At 69.9% G+C, this 16,214-nt stretch carries 19 protein-coding genes; 8 read left to right on the forward strand and 11 right to left on the reverse strand.

Going from position 1 to position 16,214, the window contains the following annotated elements:
* Positions 1 to 53: 53 nt before the first annotated feature.
* Positions 54 to 1,307 (reverse strand): D-alanyl-D-alanine carboxypeptidase, encoded by a 1,254-nt coding sequence (locus PHZ_RS07150; protein WP_012521854.1) that lies wholly within the window; start codon positions 1,305 to 1,307, stop codon positions 54 to 56.
* Positions 1,308 to 1,569: 262 nt separating this feature from the next.
* On the opposite strand from PHZ_RS07150, the gene PHZ_RS07155 reads away from it, so the two are divergent.
* The 5 genes from PHZ_RS07155 (at position 1,570) to PHZ_RS07175 (ending at position 4,940) form a co-directional block, all read left to right on the forward strand.
* Entirely contained in the window at positions 1,570 to 2,004 is a 435-nt protein-coding gene (locus PHZ_RS07155) for a phasin family protein (RefSeq protein ID WP_041373312.1), read from the forward strand.
* 101 nt (positions 2,005 to 2,105) lie between these two features.
* A complete protein-coding gene (locus PHZ_RS07160) occupies positions 2,106 to 2,567 on the forward strand; it encodes a RidA family protein (protein WP_012521856.1) in 462 nt (153 codons plus the stop codon).
* On the forward strand, positions 2,564 to 3,310 hold the full coding sequence (locus PHZ_RS23545) for a glycerophosphodiester phosphodiesterase (RefSeq protein ID WP_012521857.1): 747 nt from the start codon (positions 2,564 to 2,566) through the stop codon (positions 3,308 to 3,310). The genes PHZ_RS07160 and PHZ_RS23545 overlap by 4 nt, the downstream gene beginning before the upstream one ends.
* Positions 3,307 to 4,470 carry a GNAT family N-acetyltransferase gene (locus PHZ_RS23550; RefSeq protein WP_012521858.1) on the forward strand — a complete coding sequence of 388 codons (1,164 nt, stop codon included), beginning with the start codon at positions 3,307 to 3,309 and terminating at the stop codon, positions 4,468 to 4,470. Before PHZ_RS23545 ends, PHZ_RS23550 begins: the two co-directional genes overlap by 4 nt.
* A gap of 35 nt (positions 4,471 to 4,505) precedes the next feature.
* Complete coding sequence (locus tag PHZ_RS07175; protein WP_012521859.1) at positions 4,506 to 4,940, forward strand: HIT family protein; 435 nt, start codon at positions 4,506 to 4,508, stop codon at positions 4,938 to 4,940.
* Between the two features lie 73 nt (positions 4,941 to 5,013).
* Here the strand turns inward: PHZ_RS07175 and clpA are convergent, their stop codons facing one another.
* The 4 genes from clpA to PHZ_RS07195 all read right to left on the reverse strand — a co-directional run bounded on the left by clpA (position 5,014) and on the right by PHZ_RS07195 (position 9,939).
* Positions 5,014 to 7,329, reverse strand: coding sequence for an ATP-dependent Clp protease ATP-binding subunit ClpA (gene clpA / locus PHZ_RS07180; protein WP_012521860.1), 2,316 nt, complete (start codon positions 7,327 to 7,329; stop codon positions 5,014 to 5,016).
* A gap of 6 nt (positions 7,330 to 7,335) precedes the next feature.
* Positions 7,336 to 7,665, reverse strand: a complete 330-nt coding sequence (clpS, locus tag PHZ_RS07185) for an ATP-dependent Clp protease adapter ClpS (RefSeq protein ID WP_012521861.1) — start codon at positions 7,663 to 7,665, stop codon at positions 7,336 to 7,338.
* A 145-nt stretch (positions 7,666 to 7,810) separates the two neighbouring features.
* Entirely contained in the window at positions 7,811 to 9,082 is a 1,272-nt protein-coding gene (locus PHZ_RS07190) for a DNA polymerase IV (RefSeq protein ID WP_041373989.1), read from the reverse strand.
* Positions 9,079 to 9,939 (reverse strand): ROK family protein, encoded by an 861-nt coding sequence (locus PHZ_RS07195; RefSeq protein WP_012521863.1) that lies wholly within the window; start codon positions 9,937 to 9,939, stop codon positions 9,079 to 9,081. Before PHZ_RS07195 ends, PHZ_RS07190 begins: the two co-directional genes overlap by 4 nt.
* A gap of 119 nt (positions 9,940 to 10,058) precedes the next feature.
* Between PHZ_RS07195 and PHZ_RS07200 the strand changes: the two genes are divergently transcribed.
* Positions 10,059 to 10,856, forward strand: a complete 798-nt coding sequence (locus tag PHZ_RS07200) for an FkbM family methyltransferase (RefSeq protein ID WP_041373313.1) — start codon at positions 10,059 to 10,061, stop codon at positions 10,854 to 10,856.
* Here the strand turns inward: PHZ_RS07200 and PHZ_RS07205 are convergent.
* Complete coding sequence (locus PHZ_RS07205) at positions 10,853 to 11,317, reverse strand: hypothetical protein (RefSeq protein WP_012521865.1); 465 nt, start codon at positions 11,315 to 11,317, stop codon at positions 10,853 to 10,855. The genes PHZ_RS07200 and PHZ_RS07205 overlap by 4 nt on opposite strands.
* Before the next feature lie 19 nt (positions 11,318 to 11,336).
* Entirely contained in the window at positions 11,337 to 11,912 is a 576-nt protein-coding gene (locus PHZ_RS07210; RefSeq protein WP_236611878.1) for an HAD family hydrolase, read from the reverse strand.
* Positions 11,913 to 12,109: 197 nt separating this feature from the next.
* Between PHZ_RS07210 and PHZ_RS07215 the strand changes: the two genes are divergently transcribed.
* Both PHZ_RS07215 and PHZ_RS07220 read left to right on the forward strand, forming a co-directional pair.
* Positions 12,110 to 12,475, forward strand: a complete 366-nt coding sequence (locus PHZ_RS07215; protein WP_012521867.1) for a response regulator — start codon at positions 12,110 to 12,112, stop codon at positions 12,473 to 12,475.
* Between the two features lie 5 nt (positions 12,476 to 12,480).
* Positions 12,481 to 13,845 (forward strand): PleD family two-component system response regulator, encoded by a 1,365-nt coding sequence (locus PHZ_RS07220; protein ID WP_012521868.1) that lies wholly within the window; start codon positions 12,481 to 12,483, stop codon positions 13,843 to 13,845.
* A 69-nt stretch (positions 13,846 to 13,914) separates the two neighbouring features.
* On the opposite strand, the gene rpmG is transcribed toward PHZ_RS07220, so the two are convergent.
* The 4 genes from rpmG to PHZ_RS07240 all read right to left on the reverse strand — a co-directional run bounded on the left by rpmG (position 13,915) and on the right by PHZ_RS07240 (position 16,198).
* The gene (rpmG, locus tag PHZ_RS07225; protein ID WP_012521869.1) at positions 13,915 to 14,082 is read right to left on the reverse strand and encodes a 50S ribosomal protein L33; all 168 of its coding nucleotides are present in this window, start codon (positions 14,080 to 14,082) and stop codon (positions 13,915 to 13,917) included.
* 89 nt (positions 14,083 to 14,171) lie between these two features.
* Positions 14,172 to 14,591, reverse strand: a complete 420-nt coding sequence (locus tag PHZ_RS07230; protein WP_012521870.1) for an NIPSNAP family protein — start codon at positions 14,589 to 14,591, stop codon at positions 14,172 to 14,174.
* A gap of 19 nt (positions 14,592 to 14,610) precedes the next feature.
* A complete protein-coding gene (locus PHZ_RS07235) occupies positions 14,611 to 15,471 on the reverse strand; it encodes an SDR family NAD(P)-dependent oxidoreductase (protein ID WP_012521871.1) in 861 nt (286 codons plus the stop codon).
* A gap of 13 nt (positions 15,472 to 15,484) precedes the next feature.
* On the reverse strand, positions 15,485 to 16,198 hold the full coding sequence (locus PHZ_RS07240; protein WP_012521872.1) for an NUDIX hydrolase: 714 nt from the start codon (positions 16,196 to 16,198) through the stop codon (positions 15,485 to 15,487).
* Positions 16,199 to 16,214 lie beyond the last annotated feature (16 nt).

The following is a 16,214-nucleotide window of genomic DNA, read 5'->3' on the forward strand; positions in this document are numbered from 1 at the left end:
AAAAAGGCCCCGGGCGAGCCTGGGGCCTTTTCCTCTCTCCATTCAGGTCCCGCTCACGCCCTGGGCGGCAGGACCATGCAGGGCTGCTTCTTGGCTTTCAGCGCCCGGCAGGCGTCCTTGGCGGCCTTCTCCGAGAAGCCGGAGAAGCGCGAGCGGTACTTGCCGCCGGACTTCTCGGCGACGCCCTTGGCCTTGCCGAAGTGCTTGCCGAAGCGCTTCTCGACGATGGAGAGCTGCTCCTTGGCGTCGGACCGGCTCGAGAACGACCCGACCTGGACCGTCCACTTGCCCTTCTCGACGATCTCGACCTTCGAGGCGCGGATCGGCGGAGCGGTCGAGGCGAGCACGATCTTCATGCTGTCCTCGTCGCCCTGGGCGGTCTGCGGCTGAACGCGGCCGCCCGTCATCGGGGACTCGAAGAAGCTCTGGGCCACCTGGATGTCCTCGCCGCGAGCGCGGCGGTCCAGGACCTCGAAGCCGGTCAGCAGCAGGCTCTCGGCGTTGTTGTCCCGGGCGCGGCTGGTGGGGCCGCCCAGGACCACCGCGATGAGGCGGCGGCCGTCGCGCACGGCCGACGCGGCCAGGTTGAAGCCCGAGGCGTTGATGAAGCCGGTCTTCAGCCCGTCGACGCCGTCCATCCGGTGCAGCAGGCCATTGTGGTTGCGCATCGTCTGGCCGCGGAAGTTGAAATACTGGAGGCTGAACAGCTTGTAGTACTGCGGGTAGTCCCGCATCACCGCCCGCGACAGGATCGCGATGTCACGCGCCGTCGAGACCTGGCGGCTGTCGGGCAGGCCCGAGGCGTTGGCGAAGTTGGTGTCGGTCATGCCGAGCTCGCGCGCCCGCAGGGTCATCAGCGCAGCGAAGCGCTGCTCGGTGCCCGCCAGCTTCTCGGCGAGGGCGACGGCCGCGTCGTTGGCCGACTTGGTGGCAAGGGCCTTCATGGCCTCGTCCACCGAGATGGAGTCGCCGGCCCGCACGCCCAGCTTCGTCGGCGGCTGGGCCGCCGCGCGCGGCGAGAAGACGACCCGGTCGTCCAGGTCGATCTTGCCCGAGGCCAGCGCCTCGAAGGTCAGGTACAGCGTCATGACCTTGGTGATCGACGCCGGGTACCGGGGGCTGTCGGCCCGGTTCTCGTACAGAACCTCGCCCGTCTTCGCGTCCACGACGATGGCCGCGTACTTCGACGAGGTCTGCGCGAGCATCTGATAGGGGATCTGCGCCTGCGCAGGGGGCGCCATCGCGCCGAACGCCGCGGCGGCGGCAAGACCCAGGGAAAGCACAAGGCGGCGGGCGTGCTGGAACATGCTTCGTCCGTCGAATCAAAGCGTTGGGGCGGCTACGGCGCCGCCGTGAGCTGCCTACCATGACAGCCGTAGCCTTGATGCAGAGTAAACAGATGTTGAAAGGACGAATTGCCGCGCCTGCGCAGGACGTGTGCAGACGGTCATTGTGCGCTGCACAATTTCCTTGACTGCTGCACTGCAACATGGGACAAGAGCCTACGTTTCCGTTGGGGCATTGCGCCTCGCAAGTCCGCTTCCTCCCCATTCGTCAGGAGTTCGCCCCATGGCCGCCGCCGAAGCCGCTAAGACCACCGTCGAACAGTTCACCACCGCCAGCAACGTCGCCTTCAAGGACGGCGTCGAGAAGACCCTGGCCGCGCTGAACGAGATGAACGCCCACTCCAAGCAGAACCTGGAAGCCGTGGTCGCCTCGGTGACCGCCGCCACCAAGGGCGCCGAAGCCCTGGGCGCGCAGGCGATGGCCTTCTCCAAGAGCGCCTTCGACAACCAGGTGAACGCGGCCCGCTCGCTCGCCGGCGCCAAGAGCGTCCAGGAAGTGATGGAGCTGCAGTCCGCCTTCGCCAAGACCGCCCTCGAGACCTACATGGCCGAGATGGGCAAGATGACCGAGACGGTGTCGGCCTCGATGAAGGAATCGATGAAGCCGCTCAACGAGCGGATGACCGCCGCCGTCGAGAAGCTGCAGGCCGTCCGCTAGGACCATCCGCGAGTTCGATCGAGACGAGGGCCGGCCCGCAAGGGACCGGCCCTTTTCTCATGCCCTTTTCTCATGGGCGGGCGGGCGCTAGAGGTTCGGCCATGTCGAACATCGAACAGCGCCTGGCCGAGCTGGGCATCACCCTTCCGCAGCCCACCGCCCCGGTGGCCAACTACGTTCCGTTCGTCCGCGTCGGCGACCTCGTCCATATCTCGGGGCAGGTCTCGGTCGACGCCTCGGGCGGGATCAAGGGCGTCGTCGGCGAGGACGTGGACGCCGAGACCGCCAAGCGCGCCGCGCGGCTGTGCGGGATCAACCTGCTGGCCCAGATGAAGGCGGCCTGCGACGGCGACCTCGGCAGAGTGCGCCGGGTGGTGAAGCTGGGCGGCTTCGTGCAGGCCGGCCCGGACTTCTTCGACATCCCCCAGGTGGTGAACGGGTGCTCGGACCTGATGGTCGAGGTGCTCGGCGATGCTGGCCGGCACGCCCGCTCGGCCGTGGGCGTCTACCGCCTGCCGCTCAACTTCGCCGTCGAGGTCGACGCGGTGGTGCAGCTGTCGTGAGATCGCGCTTCGGCGAGGCCTGGGACCTTCTCTTCCACCCGCCGATCGCGCACCGGGGGCTCTGGAGCCCCGACGGGCCGCCCGAGAACTCGCTCTCTGCGTTCCAGGCGGCCTGCGCCGCCGGCTACGGCATCGAGCTGGACGTCCAGCTCAGCGCCGACGGCGAGGCGGTGGTCTTCCACGACGAGACGCTGGAGCGGATGACCGGCCGGCCCGGCCGGGTCCGGGACCTGTCGGCCGCCGACCTCGCCGACCTGCGCCTGAAGGGCTCGGACGAGAAGATCCCCACGCTGCTCGAGACCCTGGCCATCGTCGGCCACCGCGCCATGGTCCACGTCGAGCTGAAGACCCCGCCGGGCGAGGTGGGCCCGCTGGAGCGGCGGGTGCACGAGGTGATCGCCGACCACAACGGTCCGCTCTGCGTGATCGGCTTCAATCCCTATTCCCACGCCTGGTTCGCCGAGCGCTATCCCGGCGTCCTGCGGGGCCTGGACAGCTATTCCTACAAGGACCGCAAGGAGATGCCGCCCGAGCTGCGGCGGGCCTTCGCCGGGCTGGAACACGTGGCCATCGCCCGGCCGCATTTCCTCGCTCTGGGTCTCGACATGCTGCCCAGCGAGAACGCCGCCCGCCTGCGGGCCGAGGGAATGCCGGTGATCGCCTGGACCGTCCGCGAGCCCGAGCAGTGGGAGGCGGTGAAGGACGGCTGCGACAACCTGATCTTCGAGGGGTTCAGGGCGTGAGCCTGAAGCCGGCGGTGAACGTCTCCCGCCGCATCGCCGACATCGGCCGCGAGGCTTGGGACGCCTGCGCCAGGAACCCCGCGCACCTCGGCAATCCCTTCATCCACTACGACTTCCTGGACGCGCTCGAGGCGGCCGGATGCGCCGTCGAGCGCCAGGGCTGGGGACCGCACCACCTGTCGGTGGAGGACGAGGCGGGGAGGGTGGCGGCGGTCATGCCGCTGTACCTGAAGTCCCACAGCCAGGGAGAGTACGTCTTCGATCACGCCTGGGCCGACGCCTACGAGCGCGCCGGCGGGAGCTACTATCCCAAGCTGCTGTCGGCTGCGCCCTTCACCCCGGCGACGGGGCCGCGGCTGCTGGTCCGCCCCGACGTCCCGGCGGGCGAGGCGAGGGCGCTCCTGCTGGGCGGGGCGCTGACGGTCTGCGAGCGGTACGGCGCCTCGTCGCTGCACGTGAACTTCCCGACCGAGGCGGAGTGGCGCTGGATGGGCGACCAGGGCCTGGGGCTGCGCGAGGGCCAGCAGTACCACTGGCGGAACCGCGGCTACCGCGACTTCGAGGACTTCCTGGGCGCGCTGTCGTCCGGCCGGCGCAAGACGATCCGCCGCGAGCGACGCGAGGCGCAGGCGCCGGTGGAGATCGTCCGCCTCACCGGCGGCGACCTCACGGAAGAGCACTGGGACGCCTTCTTCGGCTTCTACATGGACACCGGCTCGCGCAAGTGGGGCCGGCCGTACCTGACGCGCCCGTTCTTCTCGCTGCTGGGCGAGCGGATGGCCGACCGGGTGCTGCTGGTCATGGCCCGGCGCGAGGGGCGCTGGGTCGCGGGCGCCCTGAACCTGATCGGCGACGACTGCCTCTACGGCCGCCACTGGGGCTGCGTGGAGGAGATCCCCTTCCTGCACTTCGAGCTCTGCTACTACCAGGCCATCGAGTGGGCCATCGCGCAGGGCCTCGAGAGGGTCGAGGCCGGGGCCCAGGGCCAGCACAAGATCGCCCGCGGCTACCTGCCCACGCCGGTCTACTCGGCCCACTACATCGCCGATCCCGCGCTCCGCGGACCCGTCGAGCGCTTCCTCGAGCAGGAGCGGGCGGGCGTGGAGGAGGAGATCGAATGGCTCGCCGAGGAGTTCTCGCCGTTCCGGCAGGGCGGCTGATTTGCTACGAGCGCTGGGTTGATCAGGAGTGACCCATGCTGGACGGCGCCTACGACCCCGACAACATCTTCGCGAAGATCCTGCGCGGCGAGATGGCCTGCGCCCGGGTGTTCGAGGACGAGCACGTCTTCTCGTTCATGGATGTCTTCCCGCAGTCCAGGGGGCACACGCTGGTGATCCCCAAGCACACGACGGCGCGCAATCTGCTGGAGGAGGAGCCCGAACGCCTCTCCCACCTGATCCTGGGCGTCCAGCGGGTGGCCAAGGCGGTGCGGGCCGCGCTGAACCCCGACGGCCTGGTGATCACCCAGTTCAACGGCGCGCCGGCGGGCCAGACGATCTACCACCTGCACGTCCACATCATCCCGCGCTGGGAAGGCGTGCCGGTGGGCCGCCACGCCTCGGGCGGCATGGCCGACATGGATGAGCTGAAGGCGCTGGCCGAGCAGATCTCGGCGAAGATCAGCTGACGCGACAAGGCCCCGGAGATCGCTCTCTGCGATCGCTCTCCGGGGCCCTTCGCTTTTCCTCGTAGACCGCCGCTCAGTCGACCGGCTCGGTCTCCTCGGCGGGCTTCTCGACCACCGGGGCGCCGGGTTCGCGGGTCTGGCCCTCGATCTCGAACGCCAGCTTGCCGTCCTTGAGCACCACCTTGACGTGGCCGCCCTTGGTGAGCCGGCCGAACAGGATCTCGTCGGCCAGGGGCTTCTTGATGTTCTCCTGGATGACCCGGGCCAGCGGCCGGGCGCCGTAGAGCTCGTCGAAGCCGTTCTTGGCCAGCCAGTCGGCGGCCTCGTCGTCCGTCTCGATGGTGACGTGCCGGTCCGCCAGCTGGGCCTCCAGCTGCATGACGAACTTGAGCACCACCTGCCGGATGATCTCGGGCGTCAGCGCGTGGAAGTGCACGATCGCGTCGAGGCGGTTGCGGAACTCGGGCGTGAACTGCCGCTTCAGCGCCTCTTCCACCTCGTCGTCCTGCTTGCCGCGGCCGAAGCCGATGGCGTTGCGCTGGGCGTCGGCGGCGCCGGCGTTGGTGGTCATGATCAGGACCACGTTGCGGAAGTCGATCTTCTTGCCGTTGGAGTCGGTCAGCTGACCGTGGTCCATGACCTGCAGGAGGATGTTGTAGACGTCCGGGTGAGCCTTCTCGATCTCGTCCAGCAGGACCACGGCGTGCGGATGCTGGTCGACCGCGTCGGTCAGCAGACCCCCTTGGTCGAAGCCGACGTAGCCGGGAGGCGCGCCGATCAGGCGGCTGACCGTGTGGCGCTCCATGTACTCCGACATGTCGAACCGCAGCAGCTCGATGCCGAGGGTGCCGGCCAGCTGGCGGGCGGTCTCGGTCTTGCCGGTGCCGGTCGGGCCCGTGAACAGGTAGCAGCCGATCGGCTTGTTCGCGTCGCGCAGGCCGGCCCGGGCCATCTTCATGGCGGCGGACAGCTGCTCGATGGCCTCGTCCTGGCCGTAGACCGCGCGCTTCAGGTCGCCTTCCAGCTGCTTCAGCGCTTCGGTGTCGGACTTCGACACCGACTTGGGCGGGATCCGGGCGATCTTGGCGACGACCGCCTCGACCTCCTTCACGCCCAGGGTCTTCTTCCGCCTGCCCTCGGGGAGCAGCATCTGCGAGGCGCCGGCCTCGTCGATGATGTCGATCGCCTTGTCGGGCAGCTTGCGGTCGGTGATGTACTTCGCCGACAGCTCCACCGCCGCCTTGATGGCGTCGTTCGTGTACCGGAGCTTGTGGAACTCCTCGTAGTAGGACTTCAGCCCCTTCAGGATCTTGATCGTGTCGTCGATCGTCGGCTCGTTCACGTCGATCTTCTGGAAGCGCCGGACGAGGGCCCGGTCCTTCTCGAAGTGCTGGCGGAACTCCTTGTAAGTCGTCGAGCCCATGCAGCGCAGCGTGCCCGAGGCCAGCGCCGGCTTCAGCAGGTTCGAGGCGTCCATGGCCCCGCCCGAGGTGGCGCCGGCGCCGATCACCGTGTGGATCTCGTCGATGAACAGGACCGCGTCGGGGTGGTTCTCCAGCTCCTTGACGACCTGCTTCACGCGTTCCTCGAAGTCGCCGCGGTAGCGCGTGCCGGCCAGCAGCGCGCCCATGTCGAGCGAGAAGATGGTCGCGTTCGCCAGGACCTCGGGGACCTGCTTGTTGACGATCTTGCGCGCCAGCCCCTCGGCGATGGCGGTCTTGCCGACGCCGGGGTCGCCCACCAGCAGCGGGTTGTTCTTGGTGCGCCGGCACAGGATCTGGATGCAGCGCTCGACCTCGGCCATCCGGCCGATCAGCGGGTCGACCTTCCCCTGCTTGGCCTTCTCGTTGAGGTTGATGCAGTAGGCCTCGAGCGCCTCGCCGCCGGTCTTGACCTGGGGCTTCTCGTCGTCCTCGGCGCCCTTCACCGGCTTGGCCTCGGTGGCGCCGGCCTTCTTGGCGATGCCGTGGGCGATGTAGTTCACCGCGTCGTACCGCGTCATGTCCTGCTCCTGCAGGAAGTAGGCGGCGTGGCTCTCGCGCTCGGAGAAGATGGCCACCAGCACGTTGGCGCCGGTCACCTCCTCGCGGCCCGAGGACTGGACGTGGATCACCGCGCGCTGGATCACGCGCTGGAAGCCGGCGGTGGGCTTGGCGTCCTCGCCGTCGTCCACGACCAGCGAGCGGAGCTCGTTGTCGACGTAGTTGGTCAGGGTGGTGCGCAGCGCGCCCAGGTCCACGTCGCAGGCGCGCATGACGCCGGCGGCGTCCTCGTCGTCCACGAGAGAGAGCAGCAGGTGCTCCAGGGTGGCGTATTCATGCTTACGCTGGTTGGCGTAGGCGACCGCGCGGTGCAGGGACTCTTCGAGCTGGCGCGAAAATGAAGGCAAAGGGCCTTAATCCTTTTCCATGGTGCATTGCAGCGGATGTTGGTGCCGCCGCGCCGTATCAACGACCTGGGCCACTTTTGTTTCCGCCACTTCGTATGTGTAGACTCCGCACACACCCACGCCGTGTTGATGGACATGTAGCATTATGCGAGTCGCGTCTTCGCGCGACTTATTGAAGAACTGCTCAAGTACGTACACGACGAATTCCATCGGCGTGTAGTCGTCGTTCAAAAGCAGAACCCGGTACATCGCGGGCTTCTGCGTCTTCGGCTTCGTCTGGGTGATCACCGCTGACCGAACGCCGGCGCCGGAGTCACCTTCCTTGCGTTCGCTCATGCCTTCGATCTCCTGTGGTCGCCGAGGATGCGTCCACTTCGATTAGATATGGAAGATGCGGTCATTTGGAAGGGTCGAATCGTCACGCCGGGGGTGAACGGCCCCAGACCGGAGCGGCTCCGCCACCCGGGGTTGGGGCCTGCGATCACTCTTCGTTGAGCGCCTTGGCCTTGAGCATCCTGCCCGAAGTCACCGCATCCTTGCCGAACCTGGCGCGCAGCACGTCCAGGGTCTTCTCGCCGGCCAGGGCCCGGCGCTCGGCCTCGGCGAAGAAGTCGGCGGTGGCGGTCTCGGCGTCCACCAGGTCGGCGACGCCGATGCCGATCAGCCGCCAGGGCCGCCCCGTCGCTTCCTTGGCCAGCAGCTCCCGGCCGACCGCGAACAGCGTCTTGGCGGTCTGGGTGGCGACGGGCAGGGTCCGCCGGCGGGTGACGATCCGGAAGTCGGTGGTTCGCAGCTTCAGCGTCACCACGCGCCCCGCCACGCCGTCGGCCCGGGCCTTGCGCGCGACCTTGTCGCACAGCGGCGCGAGCTGGTCCTCGAGGTCGGCGAGCCCCGATAGGTCCTCGTTGAAGGTGGTCTCGGCGCTGATCCCCTTGCGCGCCTCGTTCGGATTGACGGTGCGCGCATCCTGGCCGTGGGCCAGCTGCGAAAGGCGCAGGCCATGGGCGCCCCAGCGCTCGGCCAGGGCCTTCGCGTCGGCCCGGGCCAGGTCGCCGACCGTGCGGTAGCCGGCCTTCTCGAGCGAGGCGGCCATGGCGGGGCCCACGCCCGGCAGGATCGAGACCGGCTTCGGCGCGAGGAAGGCCTGCGCCGACTTCCCCCCGATCACCGAGAAGCCGCGGGGCTTGTCGAGGTCGGAGGCGATCTTCGCCAGGAACTTGTTGGGGGCGAGGCCGATCGAGACGGTCAGGCCGGTCTCGGCCTCGATGCGCGCCTGCAGCCTGGCCAGCGTCACGGCCGGCGGGGCGCCGTGCAGGCGCTCGGTGCCGGACAGGTCCATCCACGCCTCGTCCAGCGACAGGTTCTGGATCAGCGGGGTGAGCTCGCCCGCCAGGCCCAGGATGCGCCTGCTCTCGGCCCGGTACTTGGTGAAGTCGGGCTTGATCACCACGGCCTCCGGACAGGCCTTCAGCGCCTTGAACATCGGCATGGCCGAGCGCACGCCCTTGATCCGGGCGATGTAGCAGCAGGTGGTGACGACGCCGCGTTTCCCGCCGCCGACGATGACCGGCACGTCCCGCAGCTCGGGCCGGTCGCGCTTCTCGACGCTGGCGTAGAAGGCGTCGCAGTCCATGTGGGCGATGGACAGCGCGCCCAGCTCCTCGTGGGCCACGATCCGCGGCGAGCCGCAGGCCGGACAGCGGCGCGGCTGGTCCTCCCCCGTCCAGAGGCAATCGCGGCAGAGGGCCTTCATCGCGGCCACAGCCATGCAGCGCCGCGCACGCCCGAGGAGTCCCCGTGCGCGGCCCGGCGCACCGGCGTCGCGAACACGTCCGAGAACACGTGCGGGGCGATGGCGGCCGGCAGCCGGTCGTAAAGCGCCTCCACGTTCGACATGCCGCCGCCCAGGACGATCACGTCCGGGTCCAGCACGTCCACGACGGCCGCGAGCCCGCGCCCCAGCCGGTCGATGTACCGGTCCAGCGGCGGGCCCCCGGCGGCCGCGGCCGCCTCGGCGGGGCGGCCCGCGTCGCGGGCGAAGGCGGGACCGCTGACCCACAGCTCCAGGCATCCGCGGCGGCCGCACCAGCATTCCGGCGCCGGCAGCTCGTCGGGGCGCGGCCAGGGCAGGGGCGTGTGGCCCCACTCGCCGGCCACGGCGTTGCGGCCGGTGCGCGGCCGCCCGCCGATGGCGATCCCGCCGCCGCAGCCGGTTCCCAGGATGACGGCGAACACCAGCTCGGCGCCCGCGCCGGCGCCGTCGGTCGCCTCCGAGAGCGCCAGGCAGTTGGCGTCGTTCTCGTAGCGCACCGGCCGCCCCAGCATCCGTGCCAGGTCGGCCGGGAAGGGGCGGCCGTTGAGCTGGGTGGAGTTGGCGTTGCGCATCAGTCCGCCGGCCGGTGAGGGCGAGCCCGGCCCGCCCACGCCGACGCGTTCGGCCCTGGCCCCGGCCTGCCGCTCGGCCTCGGCCAGGAGTTCGGCCACGGCCTCCAGCCCCTCGTCATAGGCTTTCGGGGTCGGCGCCCGCACCCGCGCGACGAAGCGGCCGTCAGCGTCCAGCGCCGCGGCCTCGATCTTGGTTCCGCCGAAGTCCACGCCGAAGCGGATCATGGCGCCAGGATACCTGATTTGTTCCGGCCGATAACGCGCCTGATGGCGGGGGCGGAAAGAAAGCGCCGCCTTGGCGTTATGGGCGGCGGCGGGAGGCGATGCGTCGGAGAGCCGATGGAATGAGCGTGGGCGGTCTGGTGAAGCAGGGCATCCGCCGGTGGCGCCGGCGGCCGCCGTTCCGGATGCTGGCCGCGGCCTGCGAGGCGTACCTGCAGGCCTGGTACAACGAGGAGTACTTCGACTTCGAGAAGAACGGCGAGGCCTTCGCCCTGGCCCGGTTCGCGGCGTGGGCGGACGGCCGGCCGGTGACGATCTGGGACGTCGGCGGCCACCACGGCGAGTGGTCGCAGGCCGCCCACGAGCGCCTGCCCGCCGCGCACGTCCACAGCTTCGAGATCATTCCGGAGGTGGCCGCCAGGATTCCGCCGACGCCGTGGCGGACGGTGCATGCGCTGGGCCTTTCCGAGGAGGCCGGCGCCGTCGACGTCCACTGGAGCGCGGTGGACGACACCTGCAACAGCATCTCGCCGCGCACCGAGACGCCGTACTTCGCCGCCGCGCCGGCGCAGGTCGTGCGCTGCGCCGTCGCCACGGGCGACGAGATGGCCGGCCGGATCGCCCCGCCCGATCTCCTGAAGATCGACACCGAGGGACATGAGGCCAGCGTCCTTAGCGGATGCCAGGGCCTGCTCGCCTCGGACCGGGCCCCGGCGATGATCCAGTTCGAGTACGGGACGACCTACATCCCCTCGGGATCGACGCTGCGCGAGATCTACCGTCTGCTGCCAGGCTATGAGGTCGGCCGGCTCTATCCCGACCACGTGGCGTTCAAGCCCTACGCCTACGCCGACGATCACTTCCGGCTGGGGAACATGGTGGCGGTGAAGCCGGCCCGGCTGCGGGCGCTGCTGGCCTAGGCGCCGGCCTTGGCGAGGTTGGGCTTGGGGATGGCGAAGGCGAAGGCGCCGTTCCTCGCCCGCTCGCGCGCCTGCTCGGCCCAGGCGGCCGCGAAGGCCAGGGGCGTTCCCGGCTGCGGCGCCTGGCGGACGATCCGGACCCGCCGCTCCCCCAGCGCCGTGGAGAGCTGGGCCCACAGGTCCAGGTCCTCGGCGGGCGGCGTATCGCCGGGATCGGCCAGGGTCGCGGGGATCGCCGCGACGCCGGGATCGGTGGTGACGAGCTCCACTTCGGCGCCTTTCGGCAGGTCCTTCAGCGCGGCCGCCAGGGCGAGGAGAGAAGCCCGGCCGGCGGCGATCCGCCGCTCGCCCGCGGCGATCCCGGCCACCCCGGCGCCGTCCCGGCGGACGAAGGCCCAGCCGCCGACGCGGAAGGGCGCGGCGTAGGAGACGGCCAGCCAGATTCGGGTCGTGTCAGACATGGCGCCCGCCTAGCACGCCTCAGCGCCGGATGGCGGCTTCGATGGCTTCCGCCAGCGCGGCCCAGTCATCGATCCGCGGATGCCGCTCCGACCGCGGCGCGAGCGGGCGCAGGCGCTCGTCGGCCACGTGCTGGAAGGTCGCCGTGGCGGGCGAATGCTCGGCGACCGAATCGAGGTTCGGCAAGAGGTCGTCCACGAACGCCGTCGGGTGCGGCGTCTGGCCGACCAGGCCCGCCGCGATCGGGCCCTTCGGTCCGGTGTTGAGGATCAGGGGATGGGCGAGGCCGTGGCGCTTCAGCCACTGGGCCCGCAGGCGTTCGGCCTGGGCCGGCGCGTTCGATAGGATCAGGATCTCGGCCCGGTCGGCGAGGCGGTTCAGCGCCGGGATCGCCCCCGGCGCCGGCTCGATCTCGTGGCAGTGGGTGCGGAAGAACTCGTCGAACAGCTCGCGACCCGATTCCAGGTCCAGGTGCTCGGCCGCGCCGGGCCGGTAGATGTTCTGGAACAGGGCGAAGCGGTCGATTCGGAACTCCAGGCCGTGGCCGGCCAGGAAGTCTCCGAAACCTTGCATGAAGAGCCCGAGCACCTCGTCCACGTCTACCAGGACGAGGGGGCGATCGATGGAAAGTCCAAGCGATTCAAGGCTCGGAGCGACGGGGGAGGGGGTGTGGCCCAAGGAAGCAGTCCTGAACGCGGATAACGAAGTTTAAGGATATCGGTGGGATCAACGCAGAACAGATGAGGAAGGCCGAGATTCCGCGGCCGGACCTCCAGGAGCGCGTCGGGTCCCGAATGGCCAAGAAGGTCCTCATCGTCGAGGATAACGAGCTGAACATGAAGCTTTTTCATGATCTGCTCGAAGCCCAGGGGTACGAGATCATCGAGACCCGCGAGGGCCTCGCGGCGCTTTCGCTCGCCCGCGAGCACCGCCCCGACCTGATCCTCATGGACATCCAGCTCCCCGAGATCTCCGGCCTCGAGGTCACCAAGTGGCTGAAGGAGGACGACGAACTGGCGAAGATCCCTGTCGTCGCCGTCACGGCCTTCGCCATGAAGGGCGACGAGGAGCGGATCCGCGAGGGCGGCTGCGAGGCCTACATCTCCAAGCCCATCTCCGTCTCGCACTTCCTCGAAACCATCCGCCGCCTCCTGGACTAGCGCCGATGTCGGCCCGCATCCTGGTGGTGGACGACATCGAGGCGAACGTCCGGCTGCTCGAGGCCAAGCTGACGGCCGAGTACTACGAGGTGCTGACCGCCTCCGACGGCCCGACGGCCCTGGCCATGGCCGCGGCCGAACGGCCCGACATAGTGCTGCTGGACGTGATGATGCCCGGCATGGACGGCTTCTCGGTCTGCCGCAGGCTCAAGGACGATCCCGAGACGCGCCACGTGCCGGTGGTGCTGGTCACCGCGCTGGACGGCCGCGCCGACCGCGTGGCGGGCCTCGAGGCGGGCGCCGACGATTTCCTGACCAAGCCCATCGACGACGTCATGCTGCTCGCCCGCGTTCGCAGCCTGACCCGCCTGAAGGCGGTGATCGACGAGCTGCGCGAGCGCGAGGCCTCTGGCCGCCGGATGGGCGTGATCGCCGGCGCGGCCTCGCGCCTGGGCGGCTCGGGCGGGCGGATCCTGATCATCGACGACAACGTCCGCCAGGCGCAGCGGGTCTGCACCGAACTGGCCATAGAGCACCGGCCGGTGATCGAGACCGACTACGACAAGGCCCTGCTCAGCGCCCGGGGCCCCGTGGACCTGGCGATCGTCAATGCGGGCGCGAAGGCCTTCGACGGCCTGCGGTTCTGCGCCCAGCTGCGCTCGGACGAGGCCACGCGCGGCCTGCCGATCCTGGCGGTGGTGGACTTCGACGAGCGCCAGCGGGTCGTGAAGGCGCTGGAGATCGGGGTGAACGACATCCTGGCCCGGCCGATCGATCCGGGCGAGCTCGCCGCCCGCGCCAAGACCCAGATCCGCCGCAAGCGCTACACCGAGTACCTGCGCAACAACCTGGACCATTCGCTGGAGCTGGCGGTCACCGACCAGCTCACAGGCCTGCACAACCGCCGCTACATGCAGGGCCAGCTCGAGGCGCTGATGCGCCGGGCGGCGGCGGGCGGGGATCCCGTGGCCCTGCTGGTCATCGACATCGACCATTTCAAGCGGATCAACGACAGCTTCGGCCACGACGTGGGCGACGAGGTGCTGCGCGAGTTCGCCGTCCGCCTGGCCTCGAACGTGCGGGCGATCGACCTGCCGGTGCGCCACGGCGGCGAGGAATTCGTCGTCGTCATGCCCGACACCAGCCTGGAGGACGCGCGCCGCATCGCCGAGCGCATCCGCCTGCACGTGGCCGGCTCGCCGTTCCGCGTGATGGGCGGCGAGGAGCTGCTGTCGGTGACGATCTCCATCGGCGTGGCGGCGGGCGCGGGCGGGGAGGACAGCTCGCAGGCGCTGCTCAAGCGCGCCGACGAGGCGGTCTACGAGGCCAAGTCCCGCGGCCGCAACCGGGTCATCGCCCGGGCGGCCTGATCTTTCCGCAACGAAAAACGCCCGGCGGTGAGGCCGGGCGTCTTCAACGTAATCAGCGGCTTGGCTGGATTACTTGATCTTGCCTTCCTTGAACTCGACGTGCTTGCGCACGATCGGGTCGTACTTCTTCAGCACCATCTTGTCGGTCTTGGTGCGGGCGTTCTTCTTGGTGACGTAGAAGAAGCCGGTGTCGGCCGTCGAGTTCAGGCGGATCTTGATGGAGGCGGGCTTCGCCATGGTCGGTCCTTAAAACGCGGGGCCAAACGGGATCGCACCGCCGGCGGGTGTTCGAAGAGGCGCGGAAAATACGAATCCGCAGCGGGAAGTCAATGCCGTGCGGCCCCTGGCGGGTGCGCATAGTCGGTGAGCCGCAGGGTGCGGTCCTCGATCCCGCCCACGAGCGGCCCGTGCCGGGCGCCGGTGACCCGCTTGATCTCGGCCCATTCCGGATCGGCCATGAAGCGGGTCCAGGCCGCCTTCATCGTCGCCTCGTCCGGCCATTCCAGCAGGTAGACGAACTCGGTGCGGTCCTCGGCCGTCGTCTCCCACATGGACAGGATGCGGAAGCCGTGCCGGGCCATGATCCGCTGGGCGTGGTCGCGGAAGCGCGCGTGGAAGGCGGCCTTGTTGCCCTCGAAGATCTCGTAGATCCGCAGCTGGTGGATCGGGCGCTCCGCGGCGGCCGCTGCGGAAGCGTGGAGGACGAGGGCGGCGGTCGTGGCGATCGCGGCGAGCAGGCGGGCCATGCGGCGTCTCCTTTCCTGGTCAGCCCTTCATGAAGGCGTCGAAGGCGTCCTTCCAGTCGGGATGCCAGCGCGACAGGGCCGGGCGGTTCTCGGCGATGTCGCCGATCGCCCACTGCATGCGTCGCACGTCGGTGGCGCGGTCCACGTCGTTGTCGGGACACAGGATGTAGAAGTCGCCGCGCGCGAGGCCCTGCAGCATGAACTCCACCACCTGGGCCGCCGTCCAGGCGGCGGGGTGCTTCTCGCCGCGGGAGGTCATGCCGGTGTGCGTGAAGCCGGGGATCAGCAGGTGGGCCGTGATCCGGCAGGCGGGGTCCTGGCGCAGCTCGTGCGCGAGGGCCTCGGTGAACACCTTCACCGCGGCCTTGGAGACGTTGTAGGCGGCGTTGCCCGGCGGGGTGGTGATGCCCTGCTTCGAGCCGGTGTTGATGATGAGCCGCGGCCCGCCCGCCTCGGTCATGGCCGGCAGGAACGCCTGGACGCCGTGGGCGACGCCCCAGAAGTTCACGTCCATCAGCCGCCGCCAGGCCGCCAGGTCCTTCGCCACGCCGCCCGGGTTGAGGCCGACGCCGGCGTTGTTCATCAGGACGGCGGGGACGCCGAACGCCTCCAGCGCGCGGTCGCGCAGGCGCTCCATCTCCTCGAATCGGGCGACGTCGGTGGGCACGGCCAGCACCTCGGCCGAGCCGGCGGCGGCGCGGACGAGGTCGGCGGACTGGTCCAGGGCCTCGCCGCCCAGGTCGGCCATCACCACCTTCAGCCCCCGGCGGGCGAAGGTGGAGGCGGCTTCGAGGCCGATGCCGCTGGCCGCGCCGGTCACGACGGCCGCACCGCCGGGGGCGAGGGCGGGAATTCCTTCGATGGGGCCTTCGGAAGCCATGCGAGCCTCGCGGCTAGAGGTAGGCGGGACGTCCGGCGGACCGGTCCTTGTACCTCAGGAACGGCTTCGGGCGCGACGGGTCCTCCATCCGCGCCTGGGCCTCCTTGATCATCAGTCGGGTGACCGTGGGCAGGGGCAGGTCCATCGCCTCCTCGAACTCGACCCAGGCGATCTCCTCCAGCTCGCCGCAGTCGGGCTGGCGGTCGAGGCTGGCCAGGCGCTCGGCGTCGGCCATCAGGAACCAGGTGTCGAAGCGCTTGCCCACGCTGGGCGGCGTGACCGCCCGGGCGATGACCTCCAGCGCCTCCAGGTCGGGCAGGGCCCCCTGCTCGACGAACGGCCGCCAGGGGCCGGCGGCGGGGCGCAGCGGCGCGCGCCGGGCCAGCAGCAGGCCGGCCTCCTCCCAGGTCTCGCGGATCGCCGCCAGGGCCAGGGCGCGGCCCTTGCCGGGCTTCAAGTAGGCGTCGAACAGGGCGGCGGTGTCGGGCTTCAGGTCGGTGGCGAACGGGGCGCGGTAATCGGCGCGGTCGATCCGCCCGCCCGGGAACACCCAGCGGTCGGGCATGAAGCTATGGCCGCCGTGCCGCCGGCCCATCAGCACCCGCGGCCGGGCCGCGTCGCGCCGGATGATCATCACCGTGGCCGCGCTCTTCGGGCGCACGGCCCGCTGGCCGGGCGTACGGGCCGGACCTTCGGGCTTCAGGGGCAGGAGCGGGGCGTCGGACATCGAACAAATGTATGAG

Source organism: Phenylobacterium zucineum HLK1 (assembly GCF_000017265.1).
Classification (GTDB): Bacteria; Pseudomonadota; Alphaproteobacteria; order Caulobacterales; family Caulobacteraceae; genus Phenylobacterium; species Phenylobacterium zucineum.

Coding starts and splice junctions, on each gene's coding strand:
- PHZ_RS07150 (WP_012521854.1), bottom strand. CDS start 1,307: ATGTTCCAGCACGCCCGCCGCCTTGTGCTTTCCCTGGGTCTTGCCGCC.
- PHZ_RS07155 (WP_041373312.1), top strand. CDS start 1,570: ATGGCCGCCGCCGAAGCCGCTAAGACCACCGTCGAACAGTTCACCACC.
- PHZ_RS07160 (WP_012521856.1), top strand. CDS start 2,106: ATGTCGAACATCGAACAGCGCCTGGCCGAGCTGGGCATCACCCTTCCG.
- PHZ_RS07175 (WP_012521859.1), top strand. CDS start 4,506: ATGCTGGACGGCGCCTACGACCCCGACAACATCTTCGCGAAGATCCTG.
- clpS (WP_012521861.1), bottom strand. CDS start 7,665: ATGAGCGAACGCAAGGAAGGTGACTCCGGCGCCGGCGTTCGGTCAGCG.
- PHZ_RS07190 (WP_041373989.1), bottom strand. CDS start 9,082: ATGAAGGCCCTCTGCCGCGATTGCCTCTGGACGGGGGAGGACCAGCCG.
- PHZ_RS07195 (WP_012521863.1), bottom strand. CDS start 9,939: ATGATCCGCTTCGGCGTGGACTTCGGCGGAACCAAGATCGAGGCCGCG.
- PHZ_RS07200 (WP_041373313.1), top strand. CDS start 10,059: ATGAGCGTGGGCGGTCTGGTGAAGCAGGGCATCCGCCGGTGGCGCCGG.
- PHZ_RS07205 (WP_012521865.1), bottom strand. CDS start 11,317: ATGTCTGACACGACCCGAATCTGGCTGGCCGTCTCCTACGCCGCGCCC.
- PHZ_RS07215 (WP_012521867.1), top strand. CDS start 12,110: ATGGCCAAGAAGGTCCTCATCGTCGAGGATAACGAGCTGAACATGAAG.
- PHZ_RS07220 (WP_012521868.1), top strand. CDS start 12,481: ATGTCGGCCCGCATCCTGGTGGTGGACGACATCGAGGCGAACGTCCGG.
- rpmG (WP_012521869.1), bottom strand. CDS start 14,082: ATGGCGAAGCCCGCCTCCATCAAGATCCGCCTGAACTCGACGGCCGAC.
- PHZ_RS07230 (WP_012521870.1), bottom strand. CDS start 14,591: ATGGCCCGCCTGCTCGCCGCGATCGCCACGACCGCCGCCCTCGTCCTC.
- PHZ_RS07235 (WP_012521871.1), bottom strand. CDS start 15,471: ATGGCTTCCGAAGGCCCCATCGAAGGAATTCCCGCCCTCGCCCCCGGC.
- PHZ_RS07240 (WP_012521872.1), bottom strand. CDS start 16,198: ATGTCCGACGCCCCGCTCCTGCCCCTGAAGCCCGAAGGTCCGGCCCGT.